The following is a 20,975-nucleotide window of genomic DNA, read 5'->3' on the forward strand; positions in this document are numbered from 1 at the left end:
CAGAGAGAATCACGACCGGCAGGCCGGGCATAGCCTTTTTCCGCGGCCTGCTAACCCTCCCCCTCTTCGAGGTGGAGGGGACGGGCGTCGCTTCGCCTAAGGCACCCTCTCCCTCGCAGAGGGGGAGGGCCGGGGTGGGGGCATGCCGTCGCGATGGTTAACGGCGCTGATTTATAAAATGTTCCGCTTATTGCGTTTATTCTTGCACGGTCATTCGAACATTCGAGATCCATAGACATTCCAAACATTGCCCAAGTACTTCGAAAGATCGGAGTGGTTTACCAAGTCGCCGCTATGCCGTTGCGCCAAACGGCACAGAAAGTCCCATGACCTTGCGCCAAACGGGTCTTTCCACCGGGCTAGGGCCATTTTTCCGCCCCCACTAAGTTGCTGAAAAGCCTTGCGAACAGATAGCATCGACCGCTGTTGGGGAATCATCTTCTTGCGATTCCCGTCCACTGCGGTTATTCGAATACCATGTTCCGGATATTGTGCAGCGCAGCAAACACCGTCTCGCTGCGGCGGAAGGTTCTGGGAATGGCGGGGGTGGCGCTGGCGCTGTGCGCGGCACCCGACCCGACGGGCGGCTATCGTCCGGCCCAGGCCGGCCTTGTGATTCACGCCCCGGATGGACGACCCGTCGTCCCTCCGGGATTCGATCGTGCCGAGCAGACCCTGCTTCTGGCGACGGACGCCGACGCGCGCGCCGTCCAGTTGACGGAAGAGGACGCCCGCCACTACCGGCGCATCTTCGCGCTCCAGGAGCGGGGCGAGTGGGAAGGCGCCGACTGGGAAATCCGCCTGCTGCGCGACCGCCGCCTGATGGGCCATGTGCTGCGCCAGCGCTATCTGCACCCCGACCGCAAGGCCAGCTACGACGAGTTGGCCGGCTGGCTCCAGCGCTACGGCGACCTGCCGGGCGCCGAGCGCATCCACGCCCTGGCCCAGCGCCGCGCCCCCGCCGGCCAGCAGCGCGCCCTGAAGCCGCCGCGCGCCGGCGACGGGGAGCGGCTGACCGGATCGCTGGAGCGGCTGGGCGGACTGCGCCCCGAACCGCTGCCGGAGGCCGTCTCCGACGACGACCCGTCCGACCCGGACAAGAGCGCCGAGGCCGCCGAGGACAAAGGCGAGGACAAGACCAGGCTCACCGTCGCCCCGCGCAGCCGCACCGCAAGCCGCACCACCCACACCACCCCGTCCCGCGTGACCGACCTGCTGCGCGCCGGCAAGCCGGGGGCGGCGCTCGCCCTGCTCAACCAGGACGACTTCGGGCGCAGCCTCGACCCGGTGCAGTACGACCAGGCGCGGGCGCGCATCGCCGCCTCGCTCTATTATTCCGGCGACGTGACGCAGGCGCTGTCACTGGCCTCGGCCAGCGCCGCCCGTTCCGGCCCGGCGCTGACGGAGGCGCATTGGATCGCCGGCCTCGCCGCCTGGCGGCTGAAGCAGTACGACCGCGCCGCCCGCCACTTCACCAATCTGGCCGAGGCTGGACCGCGATCGCCCTGGCTGGCCTCCGCCGCCGATTTCTGGGCCGCCCGCGCCCACGCCCGCCGGGGCCGCGAGGAGCAGGCCCGCGCCCATCTGGCCGCCGCGGCGCGCTACCCGCACACTTTCTATGGGCTTCTCGCCCACCGCAAGCTGGGCGGCTCGGGCGACCTCAACTGGCGCACGCCGGAGCTGACGGGGGACCATCTGAAGGCGCTGGCCGCCCTGCCCGGCGGCACCCGCGCGATCGCCCTGATCCAGGCCGGCCAGCGCGAGGCGGCGGAGCTGGAGCTGCGCCGCATCCACCCGCGCGGCGACGCGCTGGCCGAGCAGGCGCTGGTGGCGCTGGCCGACCGCGCCGGATTGCCGGGGCTGGCGCTCCAGGTCGGCAACGCGGTGGCCGGACCGGACGGCGCGCCCTACACGGCGGCCCTCTACCCGGTGCCGCACTGGAAGCCGCGCGACGGCTTCGCCGTGGACCGCGCGCTGGTCTTCGCGGTGATGCGGCAGGAATCGCGCTTCGACCCGAAGCTGGTCAGCTCCGCCGGGGCCACCGGCCTGATGCAGATCATGCCCGCCACCGCCCAGCACGTGCAGGAGCGCAACGCCGACATCGGCGAGGCCGAGGCCGGCCGCACCGGCCTGTTCGATCCCTCCACCAACATGGAGCTGGGGCAGCGCTACATGGCGGAACTGCTGAACAGCCAGGACATCGGCAACAACCTGTTCCTGCTGGCCGCCGCCTACAACGCCGGCCCCGGCACGCTGGCGCGCTGGCGCCGCGACCTGTCGGACATCGGCAACGACCCGCTGCTCTTCATCGAGAGCCTGCCCTACGCCGAGACGCGGAACTACGTCGAGAAGGTCGTCGCCAACTTCTGGATCTACCGGCTGCGGCTGGGGCAGGAAATCGAATCGCTGGACGCCGTTGCGGCGGGCGGCTGGCCGGTCTATATGCCGGTGGATGTCTTCCCGGCGGCCCGGTCCACCCAGGTCGCGCAACACGGCGAAGCCCCCTGACCGAAGCCCCGCCATGCCGAAGATCGATGAATCCCGCCCGTTCCTGCCCGTCAACATCGCCGTCATGACCGTGTCCGACACACGCACGCTGGCCGACGACCGCTCGGGCGACGCGCTGGCGGAGCGGCTGGCCGGCGCCGGCCACCGGCTGGGCGCCCGCGCCATCGTGAAGGACGACGTCGCCGCCATCCGCGCCCAGGTCCAGGCCTGGATCGCCGATCCGGAGATCGACGTGGTGCTGACCACCGGCGGCACCGGCGTGACCGGCCGCGACGTCACGCCGGAGGCGGTGGAGGCCCTGTTCGACAAGGCGATCCCCGGCTTCGGGGAGCTGTTCCGCCAGCTCAGCTACGCCAAGGTCGGCACCTCGACGATCCAGAGCCGGGCGACCGGCGGGGTCGCCAACGGCACCTACATCTTCGCCCTGCCGGGTTCGCCCAGCGCCTGCCGCGACGCCTGGGACGACATCCTGGTCTTCCAGCTCGACAACCGGCACCGCCCCTGCAACCTCGTCGAACTGATGCCGCGCCTGCGCGAGCATCAGGTGTGACCGATACCGCCGGTCTGTTCGGCGCGCTGACGCGGCTGCCGGCCCTCGCCGATCTGCCCTCGGAAGCGCTGGAACCGATGCCGCGCCGGGGCGTGGCGCACGACCATGTGAGGCTGTCGGGACAGGGTCTGGTCGCCCGCGTCCCGCGCTGGAGCCAGCTCGGGCTCGACCCCTTCGCCAATCTGGAGCAGCAGGCCACCGCCTTCCGCCGCGCCGCCCCCGGCGGACACACGCCGGAGCTGGCCGCCGTCCTGCCGCCGGGGCCTGAGCTGCCCATGGGCGCCCTGGTGGTCACGGAGATCGTCGGCCGCCCGCCGCGCCTGCCGGGCGACATGCCGGCCATCGCGCGGGCGCTCGCCGCCCTGCACGACCTGCCCCTGCCGCCGGACGGCGAGCGCGCCCCACTGCCCGCCCCCGCCGACCCGGTGGCGGCGACCCTGGCCCAGGTGGAGCGGCAGGCCGTCTGGTTCGAGCGCGCCGGGCTGGCGCCGGACGCCTTGGCGCTGCTTGAAAAGGAACTGGAGACCGCCCGCGCCTTCCGCTGCGCGGCGCCGATTCCCATCACGCTGGTCGGCAGCGACGTCCATCCCGGCAACTTCCTGATCGACGACGCCGGCAAGGCGTGGTTCACCGACCTGGAGAAGGCCCAGTACGGCCACCCGGCCATCGACCTCGCCCACGCCAGCCTCTACACCTCCACCAAATGGGAGCGGGAGGTCGCCGCCGTGCTGGCCCCCGACGAGGTCGCGGCGTTCTACGAAGCCTGGGAGGCGGCGGTGCCGCCCGCGCTGGCCGAGGCGGTGCGCCCATGGCGCCGGCCCTTGCGCCGGCTGACCTGGCTGCGCACCTTGTCCTGGATGGCCCGCTGGCGGGTCGAGGGCGCCGCCCTGTCGCCGGACATGCCGGACTCGCTGGCCGCCCATATGGACGCCCACGCGATCGACGTTCTCCGTCCGGAGGTCATCGGGCGGGTCGCCGCGGAATGGCGTTAGAGGCGGAGGGCGGCCGGGACATGCGATGGATCGGGGTTCAGCGCGGTTAACCCTTGCCAGCGGTTGGTGTTAGACTGGGGACTCGAGTTTCAGGCTTTCCTGATCCGGACTCCGTAGGCGTGCAGGTGGACGCGGCATGATGACATTCCGATTTGGGCGGACCCGGTTGGGTCGGACGGCGCTCGGTGCCTTGTTCCTTTCCACGGCGGGCCTGCTGCCGGCCGGCCATGCCGCCGCCGCGGCCCCGGCGGTGACGGAACGCCCGTCGCTGACCTCGGCGACCGGCAGCTATCTGGCCGGGCGCTTCGCCCAGCGCCAGGATGATTGGGCCGCCGCCGCCCTGTTCATGGCGCACGCCCTGTCCGCCGACCCCGGCGACCTGACGCTGCTGCGCCGCACCTACCTGCTGAAGCTGGGCGAGGGGCAGTTCGACGCCGCCATCGACCTGGCCAAGCGGCTGCTGGAGCAGGACAACGACCCGCAGATGGCCATCGCCCTGCTGGCCTCCGACAATCTGGCCCGCGGCAAGCTGAAGGAAGCCAAGGCCATGGCCGCGCGCATGCCCAAGGAGGGCATGGCGAAATACATCGGCCCGCTGATCGACGCCTGGCTGGCCGCCGCGGAGGGCAAGACCGACGCGGCACTGAAGGCGCTGGAGCCGCTCTCCGCCGCCAGCGGCTTCGCCGCCCTGCACGACCTGCACGCCGGTCTGGTGCTGGAACTGGGGGGGCGCAAGGACGCCGCCGCGGAGCGCTTCGCCCGCGTGATCGACCAGGAGGCGCCGCTGCGCGTCATCCAGATCGTCGGCAGCTTCTACGAGCGCACCGGCCGCAAGGACGAGGCCCGCAAGCTCTACCAGGCCTTTCGCACCGGCAATCCCGACAGCCTGATGGCCGAGCCGGCGCTGAAGGCGCTGGACGAGGGCAAGACCGCCGCCCCGGTGGTGTCCGACGCCAAGCAGGGGCTGGCGGAGGCCCTGTTCGACCTAGGCAGCGCCATCCACCATGAAGGCGCCGAGGAAACCGCCCTGCTGTTCGGGCGGATCGCCCTTCATCTGCGCCCGGACCTGTCGCTGGCGCGGCTGATGATCGGCGACATCATGGAGAACCGCGACCACCACGCCGACGCGCTGGTCGAGTTCCAGGCGCTGGAGAAGGACCCGGTGCTGGGCTGGACCGCCCGGCTGCGCGCCGCCGAGAGCCTCGCCCGGCTGGAGCGCACCGACGAGGCCATCGCCGCCTTCTCCGCCCTGTCCGCCGAACGCCCCGAGCGGACGGATGCGCTGATCCGGCTGGGCGACCTGTACCGCGTCGCCAAGCGCTACGGCGAGGCCGCCGACAGCTACAGCAAGGCGCTGGAGCGCATCGGCACGCCGGAGGAGCGGCATTGGGCGGTGCTCTACGCCCGCGCCATGTCCTACGACAAGATCGACCGCTGGCCGGACGCCGAGCGCGACCTGCGGGCGGCGCTGGCGCTGAAGCCGGAGGAGGCCTTCCTGCTGAACTATCTGGGCTACAGCTACGTCGACCGCGGGCTGAAGCTGGAGGAGGCCAAGACAATGATCGAGAAGGCCGTCGCCCTGCGCCCCAAGGACGGCTACATCGTCGACAGCCTGGGCTGGGCGCTCTACCGCACCGGCGATTTCGAAGGGGCGGTGGAGAAGCTGGAGCGCGCGGTGGAGTTGAAGCCGACCGACGCCACCATCAACGACCATCTGGGCGACGCCTACTGGCGCGTCGGGCGCCGCAACGAGGCCCGCTTCCAATGGACCCGCGCGCTCCGCACCGCGGAGGAGGAGCCGCTGAAGCAGGACATCCAGGCCAAGCTGGACAAGGGGCTGGTGGATCCCAAGGCCGCCGAGGCGGCGCCGCCGAAGGTCCAGTAAGGCCCGATCCGGCCATCACCCCGGGCGACGGGCCATCGTTCTCTTTACGTTCCGCTTTGCCGCGGCTATCCTGTCCCCATGGACGAGATTCCGCGGCAAGCGTTGAAAGGACGGGGGGCGATCGGCAACCTGACCTCCCGTTACGAGCGGGAGACGCGGGTGCTGGCCGACGACGGTTGGGGCGGGAACGAGGCGGTGACGGAAACCGTCCCGACCCAGGTCTTCGACGACACCGCCCGCTCGATCCTGTCGAAGAACACATCGCCCGACGTGATCTTCGAACGGTCGGTGAACCCCTACCGGGGCTGCGAGCACGCCTGCATCTACTGCTTCGCCCGCCCGACCCACGCCTATCTCGGCCTGTCGCCGGGGCTGGATTTCGAGACGAAGATCTTCCGCAAGGCCCGGGCGGCGGAGCTTCTCGCGGCGGAGCTGAGGGCCAAATCCTACCGCTGCCAGCCGCTGGCGCTCGGCGCCAACACCGATCCCTACCAGCCCGTCGAGCGGGAGCAGCGCATCACCCGCGCCGTGCTGGAGGTCTGCCGCGACTTCAACCAGCCGGTGATGATCATCACCAAGTCGGCGCTGGTCCTGCGCGACCTCGACATCCTGGCGCCGATGGCGGCCAAGGGGTTGGTCAACGTCGCGCTGTCGGTCACCACGCTCGACCGCGACCTCGCCCGCCGGATGGAGCCGCGGGCCAGCACGCCCGCCCGGCGCCTCGCCGCCATGCGCGACCTGACGGCGGCCGGCGTGCCGGTGGCCGTGCTGGCCAGCCCGATGATCCCCGGTCTCACCGACCATGAGCTGGAAGCCATCCTGACCGCGGCGGCGGAGGCCGGGGCGACGCAGGCCAATTACATCCTCCTGCGCCTGCCGCTGGAGATCGCCGGTCTGTTCGAGGAATGGCTGCGCGAGCACGCGCCCAACCGCGCCGACCGCGTGCTCAGCCTGATCCGCCAGTGCCGCGAGGGGGAACTGTACCAATCCCAGTTCGGCAGCCGCATGAAAGGCTCCGGCCCGGTGGCGGAGCTGCTGGCGAAGCGGTTCAAGCTGGCTTGCCGGCGCCTCGGCCTCAACGCCCGCGACGCCGCCCTCAACTGCGCCGACTTCAAGCCCCCTCCGGCGCGGGGCGACCAGTTGACGATGTTTTGACCGCTCCGTCTCGCGCGGACACGATCCGGCCCGCTCAGCGTTGATCGGCCGGCCGTCGCTGGGCTACCCTCCGCCGCCCGAACAGGCCCGGACGGGCATCGGACATCCGGGTTGCGGTTTCAAGGTCGAGGGAGACGGGAGGTGATGGCCACGATCGGTGAAGTCCTGGCCGCCGCGTTCGCCGAGCATCGCGCCGGCCGCGTTCCCCAGGCGGCCGTTCTCTATCGCCGGATTCTGGAGACCGACCCGGCGAATCCCAACGCCGTGTATCTGCTCGGCATGGCCGAGTGGCAGTCCGGCCGGCCGGCCGCGGGACTGATCCTGGTCGGGCGGGCGCTTCGGCTCAACCCCGGCTGGATCGAGGCGCGCGCCAACCGGGCCATCATCCTGGACAAGGCCGGCCGCCCCGCGGAGGCCACCGCCGACTGGCGGCGGCTGACCCTGTTCGATCCGGGCCATACGCCGGCCTGGCGCAATCTCGGCGATGCCTTCCAGGCCCAGGGCGATGCCGGGACGCCGCAAGCCGTTCAAGCGCTGCGCCATGCCGCCCGCCTCGATCCCGGTTTGGCCGAGGTCCATCACGATCTGGGGGTGGTGCTCCGCCGCGCCGGCCAAATCGACGAGGCGGCGGACAGCCTGCGCCGAGCCATCGCGGTCAAGGCCGATCTGGCGCCCGCCCACATGAATCTGGGCAACACCCTGCTCGAACGCGGCGACGACGACGCGGCACGGGAGAGCCTGCGGCGCGCGCTGGCGCTCAGCCCGGCCAGCCCGGATTACTGGTACAATGTCGGCAACGCCCTGTACGCCCATGGCGATCCGCAACGGGCGCTGGACGCCTACCGGCGGTCGGCGCGGCTCGGGCTCGGGCTCGCCCATGTGCGGGTGGCGGCGGCGCTGAACGATCTGGGCCGCTCGGCCGAGGCCGAGGCCGAGCTGATCGGAAGCCTGCCGGTCCCCGGCGCCGACGTCCCCCTCGGCATCGAGCTGCTGACCAACGCCTTCCTGCGGCGCGGCGGGCTGGCCGAGGGGCGGGCGTTCTTCACCCGGCTGGCCTCGACGCCGCTCGGCGGCGTGATCTATCGCGGGGAATGCCTGACCGCGCTGGCCGCGCTCGACCTGCGGGACGGCGCCCCGCGGGCCGCCCGCGACCGGCTGGCGGCGGTGCGCGGGGACAACGGCTGGTTCTTCACCGTGAAGTCGCTCGCCGCCCTGCGCGCGACCCTGGCCGACCAAGGGCTCCAACTGCTCCGCCCCGCCGCCGTGGGGGCGGACGGCGGGCACCGGCCGCCGCGCGTGACTTCCTCGTCCCTGGCCACCCGGGGCCGCTTCGCCCACACCGTTTTGGAATACATCCTGGTCCGGCTCTACGCCGAGAAGCACGGCTTCCTGCTGGAAACTCCCGACTGGGTGGGCGGCGCCTTCTTCGAGCTGAACGACCCGCCGCCGAGCGGCCCGCTGCCGCCGCTGCTGTTCGCCCGCCGCACCCTCAACGATCTGATGACCGGCGCCACGGAGCGGGCGCCGATCGCCGACCGCGACATCCTCTCGCCCTTGTTCCTGTTCGAGCACAAGCGGGAATACCGGCAGCGGGTCCAGTCCTGGCTGAGGCCGCGCCGGGTCTGGGACCCGCACCTCGCCCCGGCGGTCGAGCGGTTGCGCGCGGCGGGGAACACGGTGGTCGCGCTCCACATCCGGCGCGGCGACTTCGTGACGTCCAACTACCCGATCACCGAGACCGCCTGGTACGTCGACTGGCTGCGCGACTGGTGGCCGCGTCTCGACCGGCCGGTGCTCTATCTGGCCAGCGACGACGTCCCGGCGGTCCGCCACGCCTTCGCGGAGTTCCATCCCCTGACCCGGGCCGACGTCGTGGAGGAGTGGGCGGGGCTGGACTTCCTTCAGGACTTCCACGTGCTGATGCACGCCGACGTGGTCGGCATCAGCGCCGCCAGCGGCTTCAGCGTCCTGGCCGCCCGCCTCAACAGCCGCGCCCGCCTGTTCGTCGAGCCGGACGTCGCCGCCCGCCGCATCCGGCCCTTCGAGCCCTGGACTCCCTGAGGCACGGCAACGCGGGGGTTACGGGCGGGACCGCGCGAGGGCCTGGAGTGCGGCGCGGACGCGGCCGACGACGGGCGCCCAGTCGCCGCGCCGGTCCTGGCGGAACAGGCGCATGGTCGGGTACCACGGCGTGCACATCCCCTGGTCCAGCCAGCGCCAGTCGGGGGCGAAGGGCAGCACCGTCCAGACCGGACGGCCGAGCGCCCCGGCCAGATGGGCCGGCGCCGTGCAGGAGCTGATGACGAGGTCCAAATTCTCCATGATCGCCGCGGTGTCGGCGAAGTCCGAAATCTCCGCACCGAGGTCGGTAAAGGACGATGGCAGCGGCCCGCAGGTCTCCAGGTCCTGCCGCCCCGCCCCCTTCTGCAGGCCGAAGACCGTGACGCCCGGAACGTCCAGCAGCGGAAGGAACGCCTTCAGGCGGGGCGAACGGATGTGATCCGCCTTGAAGCCGGGATTTCCCGCCCACACCAGCCCCACCCGCAGCCTTTCCCGCGGCCCCAGGCGCGTCGCCCAGGCCGTCACCAGTTCCGGCTCGGCGCGCAGATAGGGGGTGTCGGCGGGGATCGTGTAGAGCATGGTGCCGAGCCGGTGCGGCAGGCTGGCCAGGGCGTCGTGCGCGTCGTGCGGCGGCGGCGGGTCGAAGCGGCTGACCACGCCCTCGATGCCCGGCATGGCCGAGAGCAGGCGGGCGAGCTGGCTGTTGCACTCGATGACGACGCGCACGCCCCGCGCCTGAAGCCGCGCGGCGAAACGGGCGAACATGATGGTGTCGCCCACCCCCTGCTCGTCATGGACCAGCAGGGTCCGGCCGGTGAGGTCGGAGCCGTCCCAGGCGGGCGAGGCGAAGCGGCGCCGGGGCGACGGGAAGTCGGCCATGCGCGAGCGCCATTCATACTCGGCGAACCCCTCCTCCAGCTCGCCCTTGATCAGCAGCCCGAAGCTCAGCGCGGTGTGCGCCTCCGCCAGGGCCGGGTCGAGCCGGACGGCGGCCCGCGACAAGGCGATCATTTCGTCGACCCGCATCAGGTCGCGGGCCGCCAGCCCGAGGTTGAGGTGGGTGTGCGCGGCGCCCGGCTGCAGCGCGATGGATTGCCGGAAGCAGGCCACCGCCTCGTCGAGCCGACCGAGATCCTGAAGCGTGACGCCCAGATTGTTGAGGATGCCGGGATCGCCCGGCGCGAAACCGAGCGCGCAGCGGTAGTAGCAGACCGCCTCCCCGGTCCGGCCGAGACGGCGGTGGGCCATGCCCAGATTGGCGTAGGCGGCCGCCGACGACGGCGTCATGCCGAGGAGCACCATCAACTCCTCGATCGCCTCCTCGGCGCGGCCGTCCAGGATGAGCGCCTGCGCCAGCAGCAGCCGCTGGTCGGTCAGCCGCGGCTTGAGGCGGATCAGCCGGCGCAGCGCGGTCGCGGCCTCGCCGTGCCGGCCCTGATCCGACAGCACGTTCGCGACGTTGTTGAGCGCGTCGGCGGAGCCGGCGTCCAGCGCCAGGGCGCGCCGGCAGCAGGCCACCGCCTCGTCGCGCCGGCCGAGCCGCCGCAGCGCGCCGGCGAGGTTGGAGAAGCAGGCCGCGTTGTCCGGGGCGGAGCGGATGGCCTGGGTCATCCAGTCCACGGCCTCCGCCGGCCGGCCGGCCTGGAGCGCCAGCGCGCCCAGGAGGTGCAGGGCGTCCGGATGGCGGGGGTGGTCGGCGAGAACGCGGCGGTACGCGCTCTCCGCCTCGGCCAGCCGGCCCGCCCCGTGATGGGCGAGGCCCGCCGCGACGAGCGCCGCGGGGTCGGGTCGATCCAGGGTGATTTTGCCGGGGAGGGCCATGCGCGCGTGCTCTGTCCGTGCTTTCGAATCGTCGATCAGATCAGGACCGGGGATGCCCAGGGGTCGTAGGGGAGCAGGGCCCGGCGCGCCGGGTCCGGCCGAAGGAAATCACTGGCGTTGCGGTTCAGCATGGTGGCCACGAAGGAGAAGGAGCTGTTGGAAATGGCGACCCGGTCGGCGTGGCAGAGGACATGGAAATCGGTGAAGAACTCCGCGCCGGCGATCGGTTCGGCCAGGTCGCGGGCGGTGACGGGGTGGTAAGCGGCGAACTCCCGCAGCTGGACGGGATCGTCCGTCGCGATGTACAGGAGCGGCCGGTCGAGCGTCGGCCAGACGGTCTCCAGCCAATGCCGATACCAGGACGTCGGGGCGATCCAGAACCGCCCCCAGCCGAAATCCCCGCGCCGGAGGTGCAGCGCCACGACCGTCCGTCCGGCGGCGCGCAGACGGCCGAGCAGCGCATCCGCGTGGGGCTGGAGGTGGCGGCCCGGCGTGAACAGCGCGCGGAACTCCTCCTTGAACGGCGCGAGGGGTGTGGTGTCGCCGCAAAAATAGCCGGACACGTCGCGGTCCGCCAACACGGTGGTGGGTTCCCCGCGGAGGGAAGCGGTCACGACGGCCTCCCCCTCCGCCTCCGCCACGCGCGGCAGCGCCGGACCGGGCAGAGGGTCGTCGTGGTCGTACAGGTGTCGGCCGGGCCAGGGAGGAACCTCCAGCGTGAGACCGTGCCGGGCGGCGTAGAGACGCAGGGCGCCGTACTGGAGAAGCTGGTTGCCGAACCGTCCTTTGTGTCCGAGGGCGGTCGAGGCGAGGCGGCGGCCCGGCGGACCAGCCAGGGCGGGAACCGGCGGCGGCCCCCACCGGCGCGTCAGCAACGACAGGGCGCGGCGGGTGAAGGCCTCGCCGAACCCGGGGTTGCAGCGGATCGCCCGCTCCCAGGCCACCAGAGCCGCGTCGGGGCGGCCGAGCGCGTCCAGGGCCCCGGCCAGCGCCGCATGGCCGGCGTACAGCTCCGGGCTGAGCCGCAGCGCCCGGCGGGCATGCGCCGCCGCCGCCGCCGCATCGCCGGCGGCCAGGGCGGCGTCCGCGCAGTCCGCGTTGAGGTCGGAGCGCAGAGGGTCCAGCCGCAGCGCCCGGCCCAGATCCCGCCGCCCGTGCCCGCCCTGCCCGAGCCGGCGGTTCGCGCGGCCCAGCAGACACCGGGCGTTGGTGTGGTCCGGCTGGAGCACCAGGGCGCGGCGCAGCCGGGGGATGGCCTGGGCATCGGCGTCGGAGTCGACCAGCATCGACCCGAGATTGCACCACGCGCCGGCCGCGCCGGGGTGAAGGCACGCCACCGCCCGGAAGGCCGTCAGGGCGAGCCGGTTGCGCTGAAGCCGGTGCGCCAGAAACCCCAATTCGAACCAGGCTTCGGTGCGGCCGGGGTCCTCGGCGGCGGCGCGGGTCAGCGCGGCGAGGGCGCGGGCGGGCTGTTCGGCCTTGATCGCGTCCCGTCCCAGGGCGACGAGGTCGACGGCCTGCGGGGCGTTCCGCCTTTCCGGGGGGGCCGCCGTCGGGGCGGGGGGCGGAGCCTCGGGTTGCCCCTTGGCCGCGAGGAACGGCGGCCCGGTCCAGCCGCCGGCGCGCAGCAGCGCGTCCTTCCTGGCTTTCAGCGCGTGGAGGCGGCGCTGGGTCAGGATCTCGATCGCGACGAAGCGGGGTTCGAACGAGACCTGCTCCGTCGGTTTGGCGCCGCTGGTCATCGTCTCGCGCTGCCGCGCCAGGGCGTTGTCCGCCCGCATCGTGTAATGGACCGTCTTCTCCGCGATCCGGACTCCGCCGAACAGGCTGTGGAGCGCCCGGCCATAGGCCACGTCGTCGGCCACGGCCGGGTGGAACGGCGCCTCCTCCGGGAAGCCGCCGATCAGGTCGTGGCAGGCGCGCCGTACACACAGGTTGCAGGGGTAGCTCAGCTCCGACGCCTCGCGCCACGCGGGGGTGATTTCATGGTCGATGCTGTCGAAATGCATCCCGGTGCGGACGAAAGCGGCGTCGGGGGTGTGGTCCAGAACCGTCGCCGTCAGCACGAAATGCCGCTCGAAGAAATAATCGTCGGCGTCGAGGAACCACAGGTAGCGGCCAAGCCCCGCGGCGGCGCCGATGTTGCGCGACCGGCCCGCCCCCTGGTTGCGGTTGTTCGCGATCAGCGCAACGCTCTGCTCCGGATGTTCCCGCGCCCAGCGCAGGACCCGCGACGCCGTCCCGTCGGGGGAGGCGTCGTCCACCACGCAGACATGGACCTGCGCCCGCGGGTCCCGCAATGCCTCACGATAGGCGCGGGCCGCCGCCGCGACGCTGTCGAGCGCCCGCTCGATGGTGTCCTCCATGCGGTGCGCGGGGATCACCACGGTGCCGACAAAGTCGGTGTCGGCCTTGTGGCGCGCGATTCCCCGTAGGGCGACCCCCAACCCGCAATCGCCGGTGTCCGCGGCCGCGTGCAGCCGTTGGGCCTCCGCGTCGCGGCCCTGGACCAGCCGGACGATGCCCAGGGCGCGGGCGAGATCACCCTGCGGCGGCACGATGCGCGCCAGCGGTTCCAGCAACGCCGCCGCCTCGTCGGCCGCCCCCGCCTGCAAGCGCGCCAGGGCCTGGCTGGAGGCGAGGCCCAGAAGCTCGCCGATCTGGCGGCCGAGCGCCTCGTGGTCGCCGTGCAGGCGGGCGGCCCGGACGAACAGCGTGACCGCCCCAAGACCGTCTCCCGCCTTGCGGGCGGCATGCGCCGCGTGCTGCCACGCCACCGCATCGCCCGGATCGACCGCGAGCGCCCTCCGGTGTGGCGCCCCCCCGTCGGAGCCCTCCGCGTCCCGTGTCATCCTTCGGCCACCGCCGTCACGAAGGTCTCGGCGAAGGCGCGCCACGTCCGCTCGCCGCGCAGGAAGGCCCGCGCCCTGTCGGCGCGGGCGCGGGCGGCGGCGCGGTCGGCGTAGAGGGATTCGAGATGGGCGACGGCCTCCTCGACCGAGGATTCGCCCCAGCCGCGACGCCGGCCAGCCGGATCGGCCACCGGGTCCTGGCGGCTCAGCGGCAGGCAGTTGCCATCACGGATCAGGTCGAGATGGCCGGTGTTGGCCGACAGGATGACCGGCACGCCGCAGGCCATCGCCTCCATGGCGACGAGGTTGGTCGCCCCTTCGCAGCGGTTGGGGAAGAGGGCGGCGTGGCAGTCCGCCAGGATGGCGGCGATCTGGCCACGCCCGAGGAAGCCCATGTCGACGAAGCCCTCCGGCGGCAGGCCGCAGTCCATCGCCCATTCCACGATGCGCAGCTTGCCGTTGTCGCCGACGGCGGGGGCGGAGGGCACCAGCGGGGACTCGGCGATGTCGGCGGAGGTGTGCGGCCAGGGGTTGTGCCACGCGGTGACCAGCAGCGCGTCGGGATGGCGCTCGTGGAACCGGCGGAAGGCGGCGAGCACGATGTCCTGTCCCTTGCGGAACTCGATCTTCCCACCCGAGAAGACGACGAAGCGGTCGCCGAAGCGCCCGGCCGGCGGGACCGGCTCCAGCTCGTCCGGGTCCACGCCCTGGAAGGCGCAACCGACGTCGGCGATGCCCTGTTCGGCCAGCAGCGCCCTGTTGTACTCGGAATGGACCACGAGCTTGTCGTAGCTCCGCGCGCGGCCCAGCGTGTCCTCGTCGAACAGGGTGTCCTCGAAGGCGATGACCCCGACGTTGCGGCTGCCGCGGAACCGGGCGGAGAACGGTCCCGCGATGAAGCCGTTGCCGAGCGCGTGCAGGACGGTGCAGTCGTTGAGGCCGAGCATCCGGTCGCCCGCCCGCTCGGCGATGGCGGTGATCTGCCGATGGCCGTCCATCAGGCTTTCCAGCTTTTCCCGGTTCTCCGGCCGCAGGGTGGACAGAAGCGGCTTTTCCAGCAGGAGCGGCGGCCGTCCCCGCTCGATCAGATGCAGCGCCGTGTGAACACCGACCAGACCCCAGCCGTGAATCTCCGAAAGCTGCCACGTCAACGCCAGATTCTGCGCCGGATTCTGCGCCAAGTTCCGCTCCACGCGCGGGGCCCCGCCATCCACCGCTACCGACTCCGTCACGCGCCGCACATCCTTTTTGCCCGTCCTTCTTGCCCATGGCCTTGAATGGTAGGATAGCAGAACGCCGGCGCCGATCCACAGCGTGAGCCGCTGGTCCGCGCCAGCCATCACGTGCGAGCGAACCAGCCCCAACCAGCATGCCCGAGCCAGCATGACCGTCAAGATCGCCTTTCTCGACCCGGCGGGTGGGGACTACACGCCGGACACGCCGCGCCTCTGCCCGCTCGGCGGTTCGCAGTCGGCCCTGTGCTACCTCGCGGAGGCGCTGGCCGCCGCCGGGCAGGAGGTCACGCTGGTCAACGGCACCCGGACCCCCGGCCTGGTGCGCGGGGTGCGCTGCCTGCCTGCCGGCGCGGTGTCCTGGGAGGGCCTGCGCGCCTTCGACGTCGTGGTGCTGCTCAACGGCTGCCCGACGGAGGCGCTGGTCCGGCTGCGCGCGGCCCTGGACGGCGGCCGGAAGCTGATCCTGTGGATGCAGCACGCCATCGACCAGCCCGCCGCGCAATGCGTCGCGGAGCCGGAGGCGCGCGCCTGCTGGGACGGCTTCGCCTTCGTCAGCCGCTGGCAGATGGACGGCTACCTCGCGGCCTTCGGCCTCGACCCCGGACGCTGCCGCATCCTGCGCAACGGCATCGCCCCGGCCTTCTCCGGCCTGTTTGCGCCGGGGGCCGACATCGGGGCGGCGAAGCCCTGGCCGCCGGTCCTGGCCTACACCAGCACGCCCTTCCGCGGCCTCGACGTGCTGCTCGACAGCGTTCCCCTGCTCCGCGCGGCGATCCCCGGAACCACCGTCCGGGTGTACTCCAGCCTGGACGGCTATCAGGTTTCCGCCGACCGGGACCCCTACGACGCCCTCTACCGGCGCTGCCGCGAGACCGAGGGGGTGGAGTATGTGGGGGCGGTCTCCCAGGACGCCCTGGCCGAGGCGTTGCGCGGCGCGACCGGCCTCGCCTACCCCAACCGCTTCGCCGAGACCTCCTGCATCGCCGTCATGGAGGCGCTGGCCGCCGGCTGCCTCGTCGTGTCCAGCGCGCTGGGGGCGCTGCCGGAAACCACGGCCGGCTTCGCCCGGCTGATCCCCGTCCCGGAGGACCCGGCGGAGCACGCGGTCCGCTTCGCCGAGACCGCCCGGACGGCCCTGCTCGCGTGGCGCGACGACCGCCCGGCGACCGAACGCCGGCTGCGCGAACAGGTCGGCCACGTCACCGCCGCGATGAACTGGGCTGGCCGGGCCGGGGACTGGCTGGCGTGGCTCGGCGAGCTGCGCAGCGGGACGGCGGCAGGCACGGCGGCAGGCACGGCGGCAGGCACGGCGGCTGCCATCATCGCCGATCTGGCCGAGGCGCAGCAGCGCCTGCTCGGCGCGCTGGGCACCCATCTGAACGCCCGCCCCCCGGCCGAGGGGGAACAGGCCTGGCGGGCGGAGGCGCGGGCGCTGATCGCGCTCGTCGAGCGGTCCCTGCGGCTCGACCACAACACGGAGGAGAACCGGTCCGCCGTCTGGACGACGCTGCGCGGGTTCGACGCCTGGTTCGCCTATGTCACGACACTGACGGACGCGCCGCCGCCCGCGGCCCCGCCACCCGCGGCCCCGCCACCCGGCGGGCGGCGGGTCTACGACTGCTTCCAATTCTACAACGAGCTGGACCTCCTGGAGGTGCGGCTGGCCGAGCTGGACGCGGTGGTCGACCGCTTCGTCCTGGTCGAGGCGACCTTCACCCACGCCGGCGATCCCAAGCCCCTCCATTACGCGGAGAACCGCGCGCGCTTCGCGGCCTACGCCGACAAGATCATCCACGTCGTCGTCGACGACGACCCCGGCGGCTTCGCGTGGCAGCGCGAGGCCCACCAGCGCGACGCGATCACTCGCGGCCTCGACGGCTGCGACCCGACGGACATGATCGTCGTGTCGGACGCCGACGAGATCCTCCGCCCCTGGGTGATGGAGCGGCTGCGCCGGGAACCGGACGACGGACGCGCGCTGTTCGCGCCGCACCTCGACATCTTCCTCTATTTCCTCGACCTCAAATCGCCCGACCCCTGGGTGTCGGTGGCCGCCGCCCCGTGGGAGCTGATCCGCCGGATCGGCGCCAACCGCGCCCGCTACCTGACCAAGCTGGGGCACGGGCGGGTCGTCCCGGACGCCGGCTGGCACTTCACCTGGATGGGCGGGATCGAGCGCTTCCGCGCCAAGCTGCAGGCCTTCGCGCACCGCGAGATGATCGCCGCGTTCGAGCAGGACCCGGCGGCGAACCGGGAGCGGCTGGACCGCTTCTACGCCACCGGGCGCTTCGACGGCGGCGCCGTTCCCGGCATGTGGACCTCCCTGGCGCCCGTCCCCATCGACGCCGGCTTCCCCCGGCTGATCCGCGAGCGGATCGGTCATTTCCGGGCGCTCGGCTGGATCTCGCCGGACGCCCCACCGCCGGACCCGGACCCGGCTCCGGAAAAGCCGACGCCGGAGCCCGGATCGGAGCATCGTCGCGCCCTGGCCCTCGACCCCGCGTCCATCGACGCCTTCCACGCCCTGGCGATGGAGCCGCTCGGCCGCGACGCGCCGGAGGACGCGGTCGGGCCGCTGCGCCGCTGCGCCGTCCTCGACCCCTCGGGCACCTTCCACCGCTTCCATCTCGCCCACGCGCTGCTGATGCGCCAGCGTTACGGCGAGGCGGAGGGCGTGCTGCGGGAGCTGGTCCGCCTCGCCCCCGACGACCATCGCGCCCGCGCCAACCTGGGCATCGCGCTGAAGAATCTCGGCCGCCACGACGCGGCGGTCGGCGCCGGACGCCGGGCGCTGGCGCTGGCCCCCGCCGAGCCCGGCGTGCTCAGCAACCTGGGGCTTGCGCTCTCCCTGCGGACCGGCGGGGACGAAGAGGCGGCCCGCGTCCTGCACCGGGCGGTGGCGGTCGCCCCGGACTTCCCGTCGGCCCGTCTGAATCTCGGGTTGGTGTTCAGCAAGCTGCGGCGCATCGCAGAGGCGGAGGCCCAGTGCCGCCGCGTCCTCGACCGCGACCCGAACCACGCCGAGGCGCACACCCTGCTCGGCACCTGCCTGCTGCTGCGCGGCGAGCTGGAGGCGGGGTTCCGGGAATACGAGTGGCGCACCCGTCTGGCCGACCGTCAGGTCACCCCGCGCGGCCTGCCGACTCCCGTCTGGGACGGCGGGAACCCGGAGGGCCTGACGATCCTGCTGCACGACGAGCAGGGGCTCGGCGACGGCATCCAGTTCGTCCGTTACGCGCCCCTGCTGCGCCGCCGGGGCGCCCGCGTGATCGTCGAGTGCAACGACCGTCTCGTCCGTCTGTTCGCCACGCTCCCCGGTGTGGACGGGATCGTCGGCCGATCCGACGCAACGCCGCCGCACGACGCCCACGCCGCTCTGCTCAGCCTGCCGCACCGGCTCGGCACCACGCTGGCGACCGTTCCGGCCGACGTTCCCTACCTGCGCGCCGAACCGGCGCTGGCGGCGGCCTGGGCGACACGCATGGGGGCGCCGCCCGGGCTGCGGACGGAGCTGCGAGTGGGTCTGGTCTGGGCCGGCAACCCCGAGTTCAAGGACGACCGCCGGCGCTCGCCGGGGCTGGCCGCCCTGCGCCCGCTGCTCGACGTTCCGGGCGTCGCCTTCTTCGGCCTGCAGAAGGGGGCGGGACGGCGGGACCTGGAGACCTGCGGGCCGCTGCCGCCGTCCTTCACCGACCTCGGCGCGGAGATCGCCGACTTCGCCGACACCGCGGCGATCATGGAAAATTTGGACCTCGTCATCAGCTCCTGTACGGCGCCGGCCCATCTGGCCGGGGCGCTCGGCCGCCCGGTCTGGACCCTGCTGCCGGACAATGCCGACTGGCGCTGGCTGGAGCGCGGCGACACCACCCCCTGGTACCCGACCATGCGCCTGTTCCGGCAGGCGGCGCCGGGCGACTGGGCGTCCGTCGTCGCCGCCGTTCGCGCGGCGTTGGCTCAGGCTACAGGGGCGGCACCGTGAAGGACTCGGGCGGCAGACCGGCGGCGTGGCGGTCCCACATCGTCCGGTAGGCGCTCTCCAGATGGCGGGTGAAGCGGGGGCTGTCGAACAGCGGGGCCGTCGCCCGCCCGGCGTCGAGACGGCGGCGGTAGCCGGCGAGCGTCGCCGGATCGCCGGCCAGCCGCACCGCCAGCGCCTCGTAGCCGTCGAAGCTTGCGGTGACCGTCTCGGGCAGGCCGGCGGCGTTCAGCAGGCCGGCGGCGACGCGCGACGCGAAGGTGTCGCCCATCCGCGTCACCACCGGCAGGCCCATCCACAGGGCGTCCGAAACGGTGGTGTGGCCGGTGTAGGGAAAGCTGTCGAGGAACAGATCGGCCAGACGGTAGCGGGCGAGGTGCCCGGCCTGCGGCCTGTGGGGGGCGAAGACCAGACGGCCGGGATCGACACCGCGCCGCGCCGCCTCGCGCCGCAGGTTGTCCGCACCGTCGCCGCCGGGCTGCTGCAGCCACAGCACGCTCCCCGGCACCCGCGCCAGCACGCGCATCCACAGCCCGAACAGCGACGGGGTGATCTTGAACGGCGCGTTGAACGCGCAGAAGACGAAACCGTCCGGCGGCAGGCCGCAGGCGGCGCGGTCCGGCACGGGCGCGTCCAGCGGCCGGCGCCGGTCGTTGACCTGATAGGAGTGCGGCAGGATCGCCAGGCGCTCCCGGTAATGGGGCTGATGCTCCGGCGGCGTGACGAAGCGGTCGCCGATGACGTAGTCCACGCCGTCGCCGCCCAGCGTCCCCGGATAGCCGAGATAGGCGACCTGGACCGGCGCCAGCCGGCGCGCCAGAAGGTCGAAGCGGACGTGCCGCGTGTAGCCCTTGAGATCCACCAGGATGTGGACGCCCTCGGCCGCGAACAGCGCCCGCACCGCCTCCGCATCGCAGCCGCGGATGTCGTGGAAGGCGTCGAAGGCGGCCTTCAGCCGGCGCCGCATCGGGCTGCCGTCGTCGGGACCGTAGGAACAGGCGACGACGCGGAAGCGGTTGCGGTCGTGCAGCTCGAACAGCTCGGCCGCCAGATAGGCGGTGGCGTGCTCGTGGAAGTCGGCGGAGAGGTAGGCGACGGTGAGCCGCCCGCCGCCGGGGGGAGGCGCCGCCGGAACGGCGGCTTGCGGAAGCGCCAACGGTTGCACCACCGCGCGGTGGAAGTGGCGGGCGGCGCGGTCCTGCCGCGCCGGGCCGGTGTCGATCATCAGGGTGAGCAGCGGCAGGGCGATCCCCCGGCCGCTGTCGATGACCGCCAGCATCTCCCGGCACAGATCGTCGTAACCAGCCCAGTCGCAGTGCGAGAGGGCGGCATGAAGCTGGTCGCCGAGGGATTCGGTGCGGCCGGGGTCGAGCCGGTACGCCCGCCCATAGGCCGTGGCCGCCGCGCCCGGCTCGCCCGCGTCGCGCAGCGCGTGGCCGGACTCGCGCCACGCTTCGGCGTCGTCCGGCGCCAGCGCGGCCGCCCGGCGCAGAACGGCGCGGGACGCCGTGGGCCGGCCCGACTCGCGCAGCATCGCGCCAAGGGCGATGACCGGCCCGGCGTCGGCCAGTCCAGGGGCCAGCCGGACCGCCCGCGCCTGAAGCGCCGCCGCTTCGGCAAGACGGCCCCGGCGCCGCAGCAGCAGCGCCAGATTGAAACAGGCGTCGGCCAGATCCGGCTTCAGCGCGATGGTGAGGGCGAGGCAGCGCTGCGACTCCTCGGCCCGGCCCAGCGCGAAGGCGGTGACGCCCAGCAGGAAGGACGCGCCGTGATGGTCCGGCTGGACGGCCAGGATGGCGCGGCACACCGCGCCGCATTCGGCGTGCCGGCCGTTCTGATGCAGCGTCAGGGCGTAGCCCAGCGCTTCGGCGGGGGACGCGAAATGCCGGGCCGTGCTCATGCTTTCCCTCGGCGCCACCGCCCCTCCCGGACCGTCGAGG

The 20,975-nt window shown here is 72.7% G+C and carries 11 protein-coding genes; 7 read left to right on the forward strand and 4 right to left on the reverse strand.

Annotated features, from left to right (window positions below):
• The first annotated feature begins 537 nt into the window (after positions 1-537).
• The 6 genes from DXK32_RS26305 (at position 538) to DXK32_RS26330 (ending at position 9,151) form a co-directional block, all read left to right on the forward strand.
• On the forward strand, positions 538-2,508 hold the full coding sequence (locus DXK32_RS26305; protein WP_114861214.1) for a lytic transglycosylase domain-containing protein: 1,971 nt from the start codon (positions 538-540) through the stop codon (positions 2,506-2,508).
• Positions 2,509-2,521: 13 nt separating this feature from the next.
• The gene (gene moaB / locus DXK32_RS26310; RefSeq protein WP_114861215.1) at positions 2,522-3,058 is read left to right on the forward strand and encodes a molybdenum cofactor biosynthesis protein B; all 537 of its coding nucleotides are present in this window, start codon (positions 2,522-2,524) and stop codon (positions 3,056-3,058) included.
• On the forward strand, positions 3,055-4,050 hold the full coding sequence (locus DXK32_RS26315; protein ID WP_114861216.1) for a phosphotransferase family protein: 996 nt from the start codon (positions 3,055-3,057) through the stop codon (positions 4,048-4,050). The genes moaB and DXK32_RS26315 overlap by 4 nt, the downstream gene beginning before the upstream one ends.
• A gap of 190 nt (positions 4,051-4,240) precedes the next feature.
• Positions 4,241-5,935, forward strand: a complete 1,695-nt coding sequence (locus DXK32_RS26320; protein WP_247877359.1) for a tetratricopeptide repeat protein — start codon at positions 4,241-4,243, stop codon at positions 5,933-5,935.
• Positions 5,936-6,013: 78 nt separating this feature from the next.
• A complete protein-coding gene (locus DXK32_RS26325; protein WP_114861217.1) occupies positions 6,014-7,090 on the forward strand; it encodes a PA0069 family radical SAM protein in 1,077 nt (358 codons plus the stop codon).
• 144 nt (positions 7,091-7,234) lie between these two features.
• Positions 7,235-9,151: a tetratricopeptide repeat protein gene (locus DXK32_RS26330; protein ID WP_114861218.1), complete on the forward strand. Its 1,917-nt coding sequence runs from the start codon at positions 7,235-7,237 to the stop codon at positions 9,149-9,151.
• A gap of 18 nt (positions 9,152-9,169) precedes the next feature.
• Here the strand turns inward: DXK32_RS26330 and DXK32_RS26335 are convergent, their stop codons facing one another.
• Genes DXK32_RS26335 through DXK32_RS26345 form a run of 3 tightly spaced genes read right to left on the reverse strand, consistent with a single transcriptional unit; the run spans position 9,170 to position 15,056 of the window.
• The gene (locus DXK32_RS26335) at positions 9,170-10,972 is read right to left on the reverse strand and encodes a tetratricopeptide repeat protein (protein WP_114861219.1); all 1,803 of its coding nucleotides are present in this window, start codon (positions 10,970-10,972) and stop codon (positions 9,170-9,172) included.
• A gap of 35 nt (positions 10,973-11,007) precedes the next feature.
• Entirely contained in the window at positions 11,008-13,824 is a 2,817-nt protein-coding gene (locus tag DXK32_RS26340; RefSeq protein WP_114861220.1) for a glycosyltransferase, read from the reverse strand.
• On the reverse strand, positions 13,821-15,056 hold the full coding sequence (locus tag DXK32_RS26345) for a glycosyltransferase family 4 protein (protein ID WP_247877360.1): 1,236 nt from the start codon (positions 15,054-15,056) through the stop codon (positions 13,821-13,823). Before DXK32_RS26345 ends, DXK32_RS26340 begins: the two co-directional genes overlap by 4 nt.
• A gap of 151 nt (positions 15,057-15,207) precedes the next feature.
• Here DXK32_RS26345 and DXK32_RS26350 point away from each other — a divergent pair, with 151 nt between their 5' ends.
• Positions 15,208-19,038, forward strand: coding sequence for a tetratricopeptide repeat protein (locus DXK32_RS26350; RefSeq protein ID WP_114861221.1), 3,831 nt, complete (start codon positions 15,208-15,210; stop codon positions 19,036-19,038).
• On the opposite strand, the gene DXK32_RS26355 is transcribed toward DXK32_RS26350, so the two are convergent.
• Positions 19,019-20,935 (reverse strand): tetratricopeptide repeat protein, encoded by a 1,917-nt coding sequence (locus DXK32_RS26355; RefSeq protein ID WP_114861222.1) that lies wholly within the window; start codon positions 20,933-20,935, stop codon positions 19,019-19,021. The genes DXK32_RS26350 and DXK32_RS26355 overlap by 20 nt on opposite strands.
• Between the last annotated feature and the right edge of the window lie 40 nt (positions 20,936-20,975).

Origin of the sequence: Azospirillum brasilense, assembly GCF_003349955.1 — a bacterium.
Classification (GTDB): Bacteria; Pseudomonadota; Alphaproteobacteria; order Azospirillales; family Azospirillaceae; genus Azospirillum; species Azospirillum brasilense_B.

Coding starts and splice junctions, on each gene's coding strand:
- DXK32_RS26350 (WP_114861221.1), top strand. CDS start 15,208: ATGACCGTCAAGATCGCCTTTCTCGACCCGGCGGGTGGGGACTACACG.
- DXK32_RS26355 (WP_114861222.1), bottom strand. CDS start 20,935: ATGAGCACGGCCCGGCATTTCGCGTCCCCCGCCGAAGCGCTGGGCTAC.
- DXK32_RS26305 (WP_114861214.1), top strand. CDS start 538: ATGGCGGGGGTGGCGCTGGCGCTGTGCGCGGCACCCGACCCGACGGGC.
- DXK32_RS26340 (WP_114861220.1), bottom strand. CDS start 13,824: ATGACACGGGACGCGGAGGGCTCCGACGGGGGGGCGCCACACCGGAGG.
- DXK32_RS26325 (WP_114861217.1), top strand. CDS start 6,014: ATGGACGAGATTCCGCGGCAAGCGTTGAAAGGACGGGGGGCGATCGGC.
- moaB (WP_114861215.1), top strand. CDS start 2,522: ATGCCGAAGATCGATGAATCCCGCCCGTTCCTGCCCGTCAACATCGCC.
- DXK32_RS26335 (WP_114861219.1), bottom strand. CDS start 10,972: ATGGCCCTCCCCGGCAAAATCACCCTGGATCGACCCGACCCCGCGGCG.
- DXK32_RS26330 (WP_114861218.1), top strand. CDS start 7,235: ATGGCCACGATCGGTGAAGTCCTGGCCGCCGCGTTCGCCGAGCATCGC.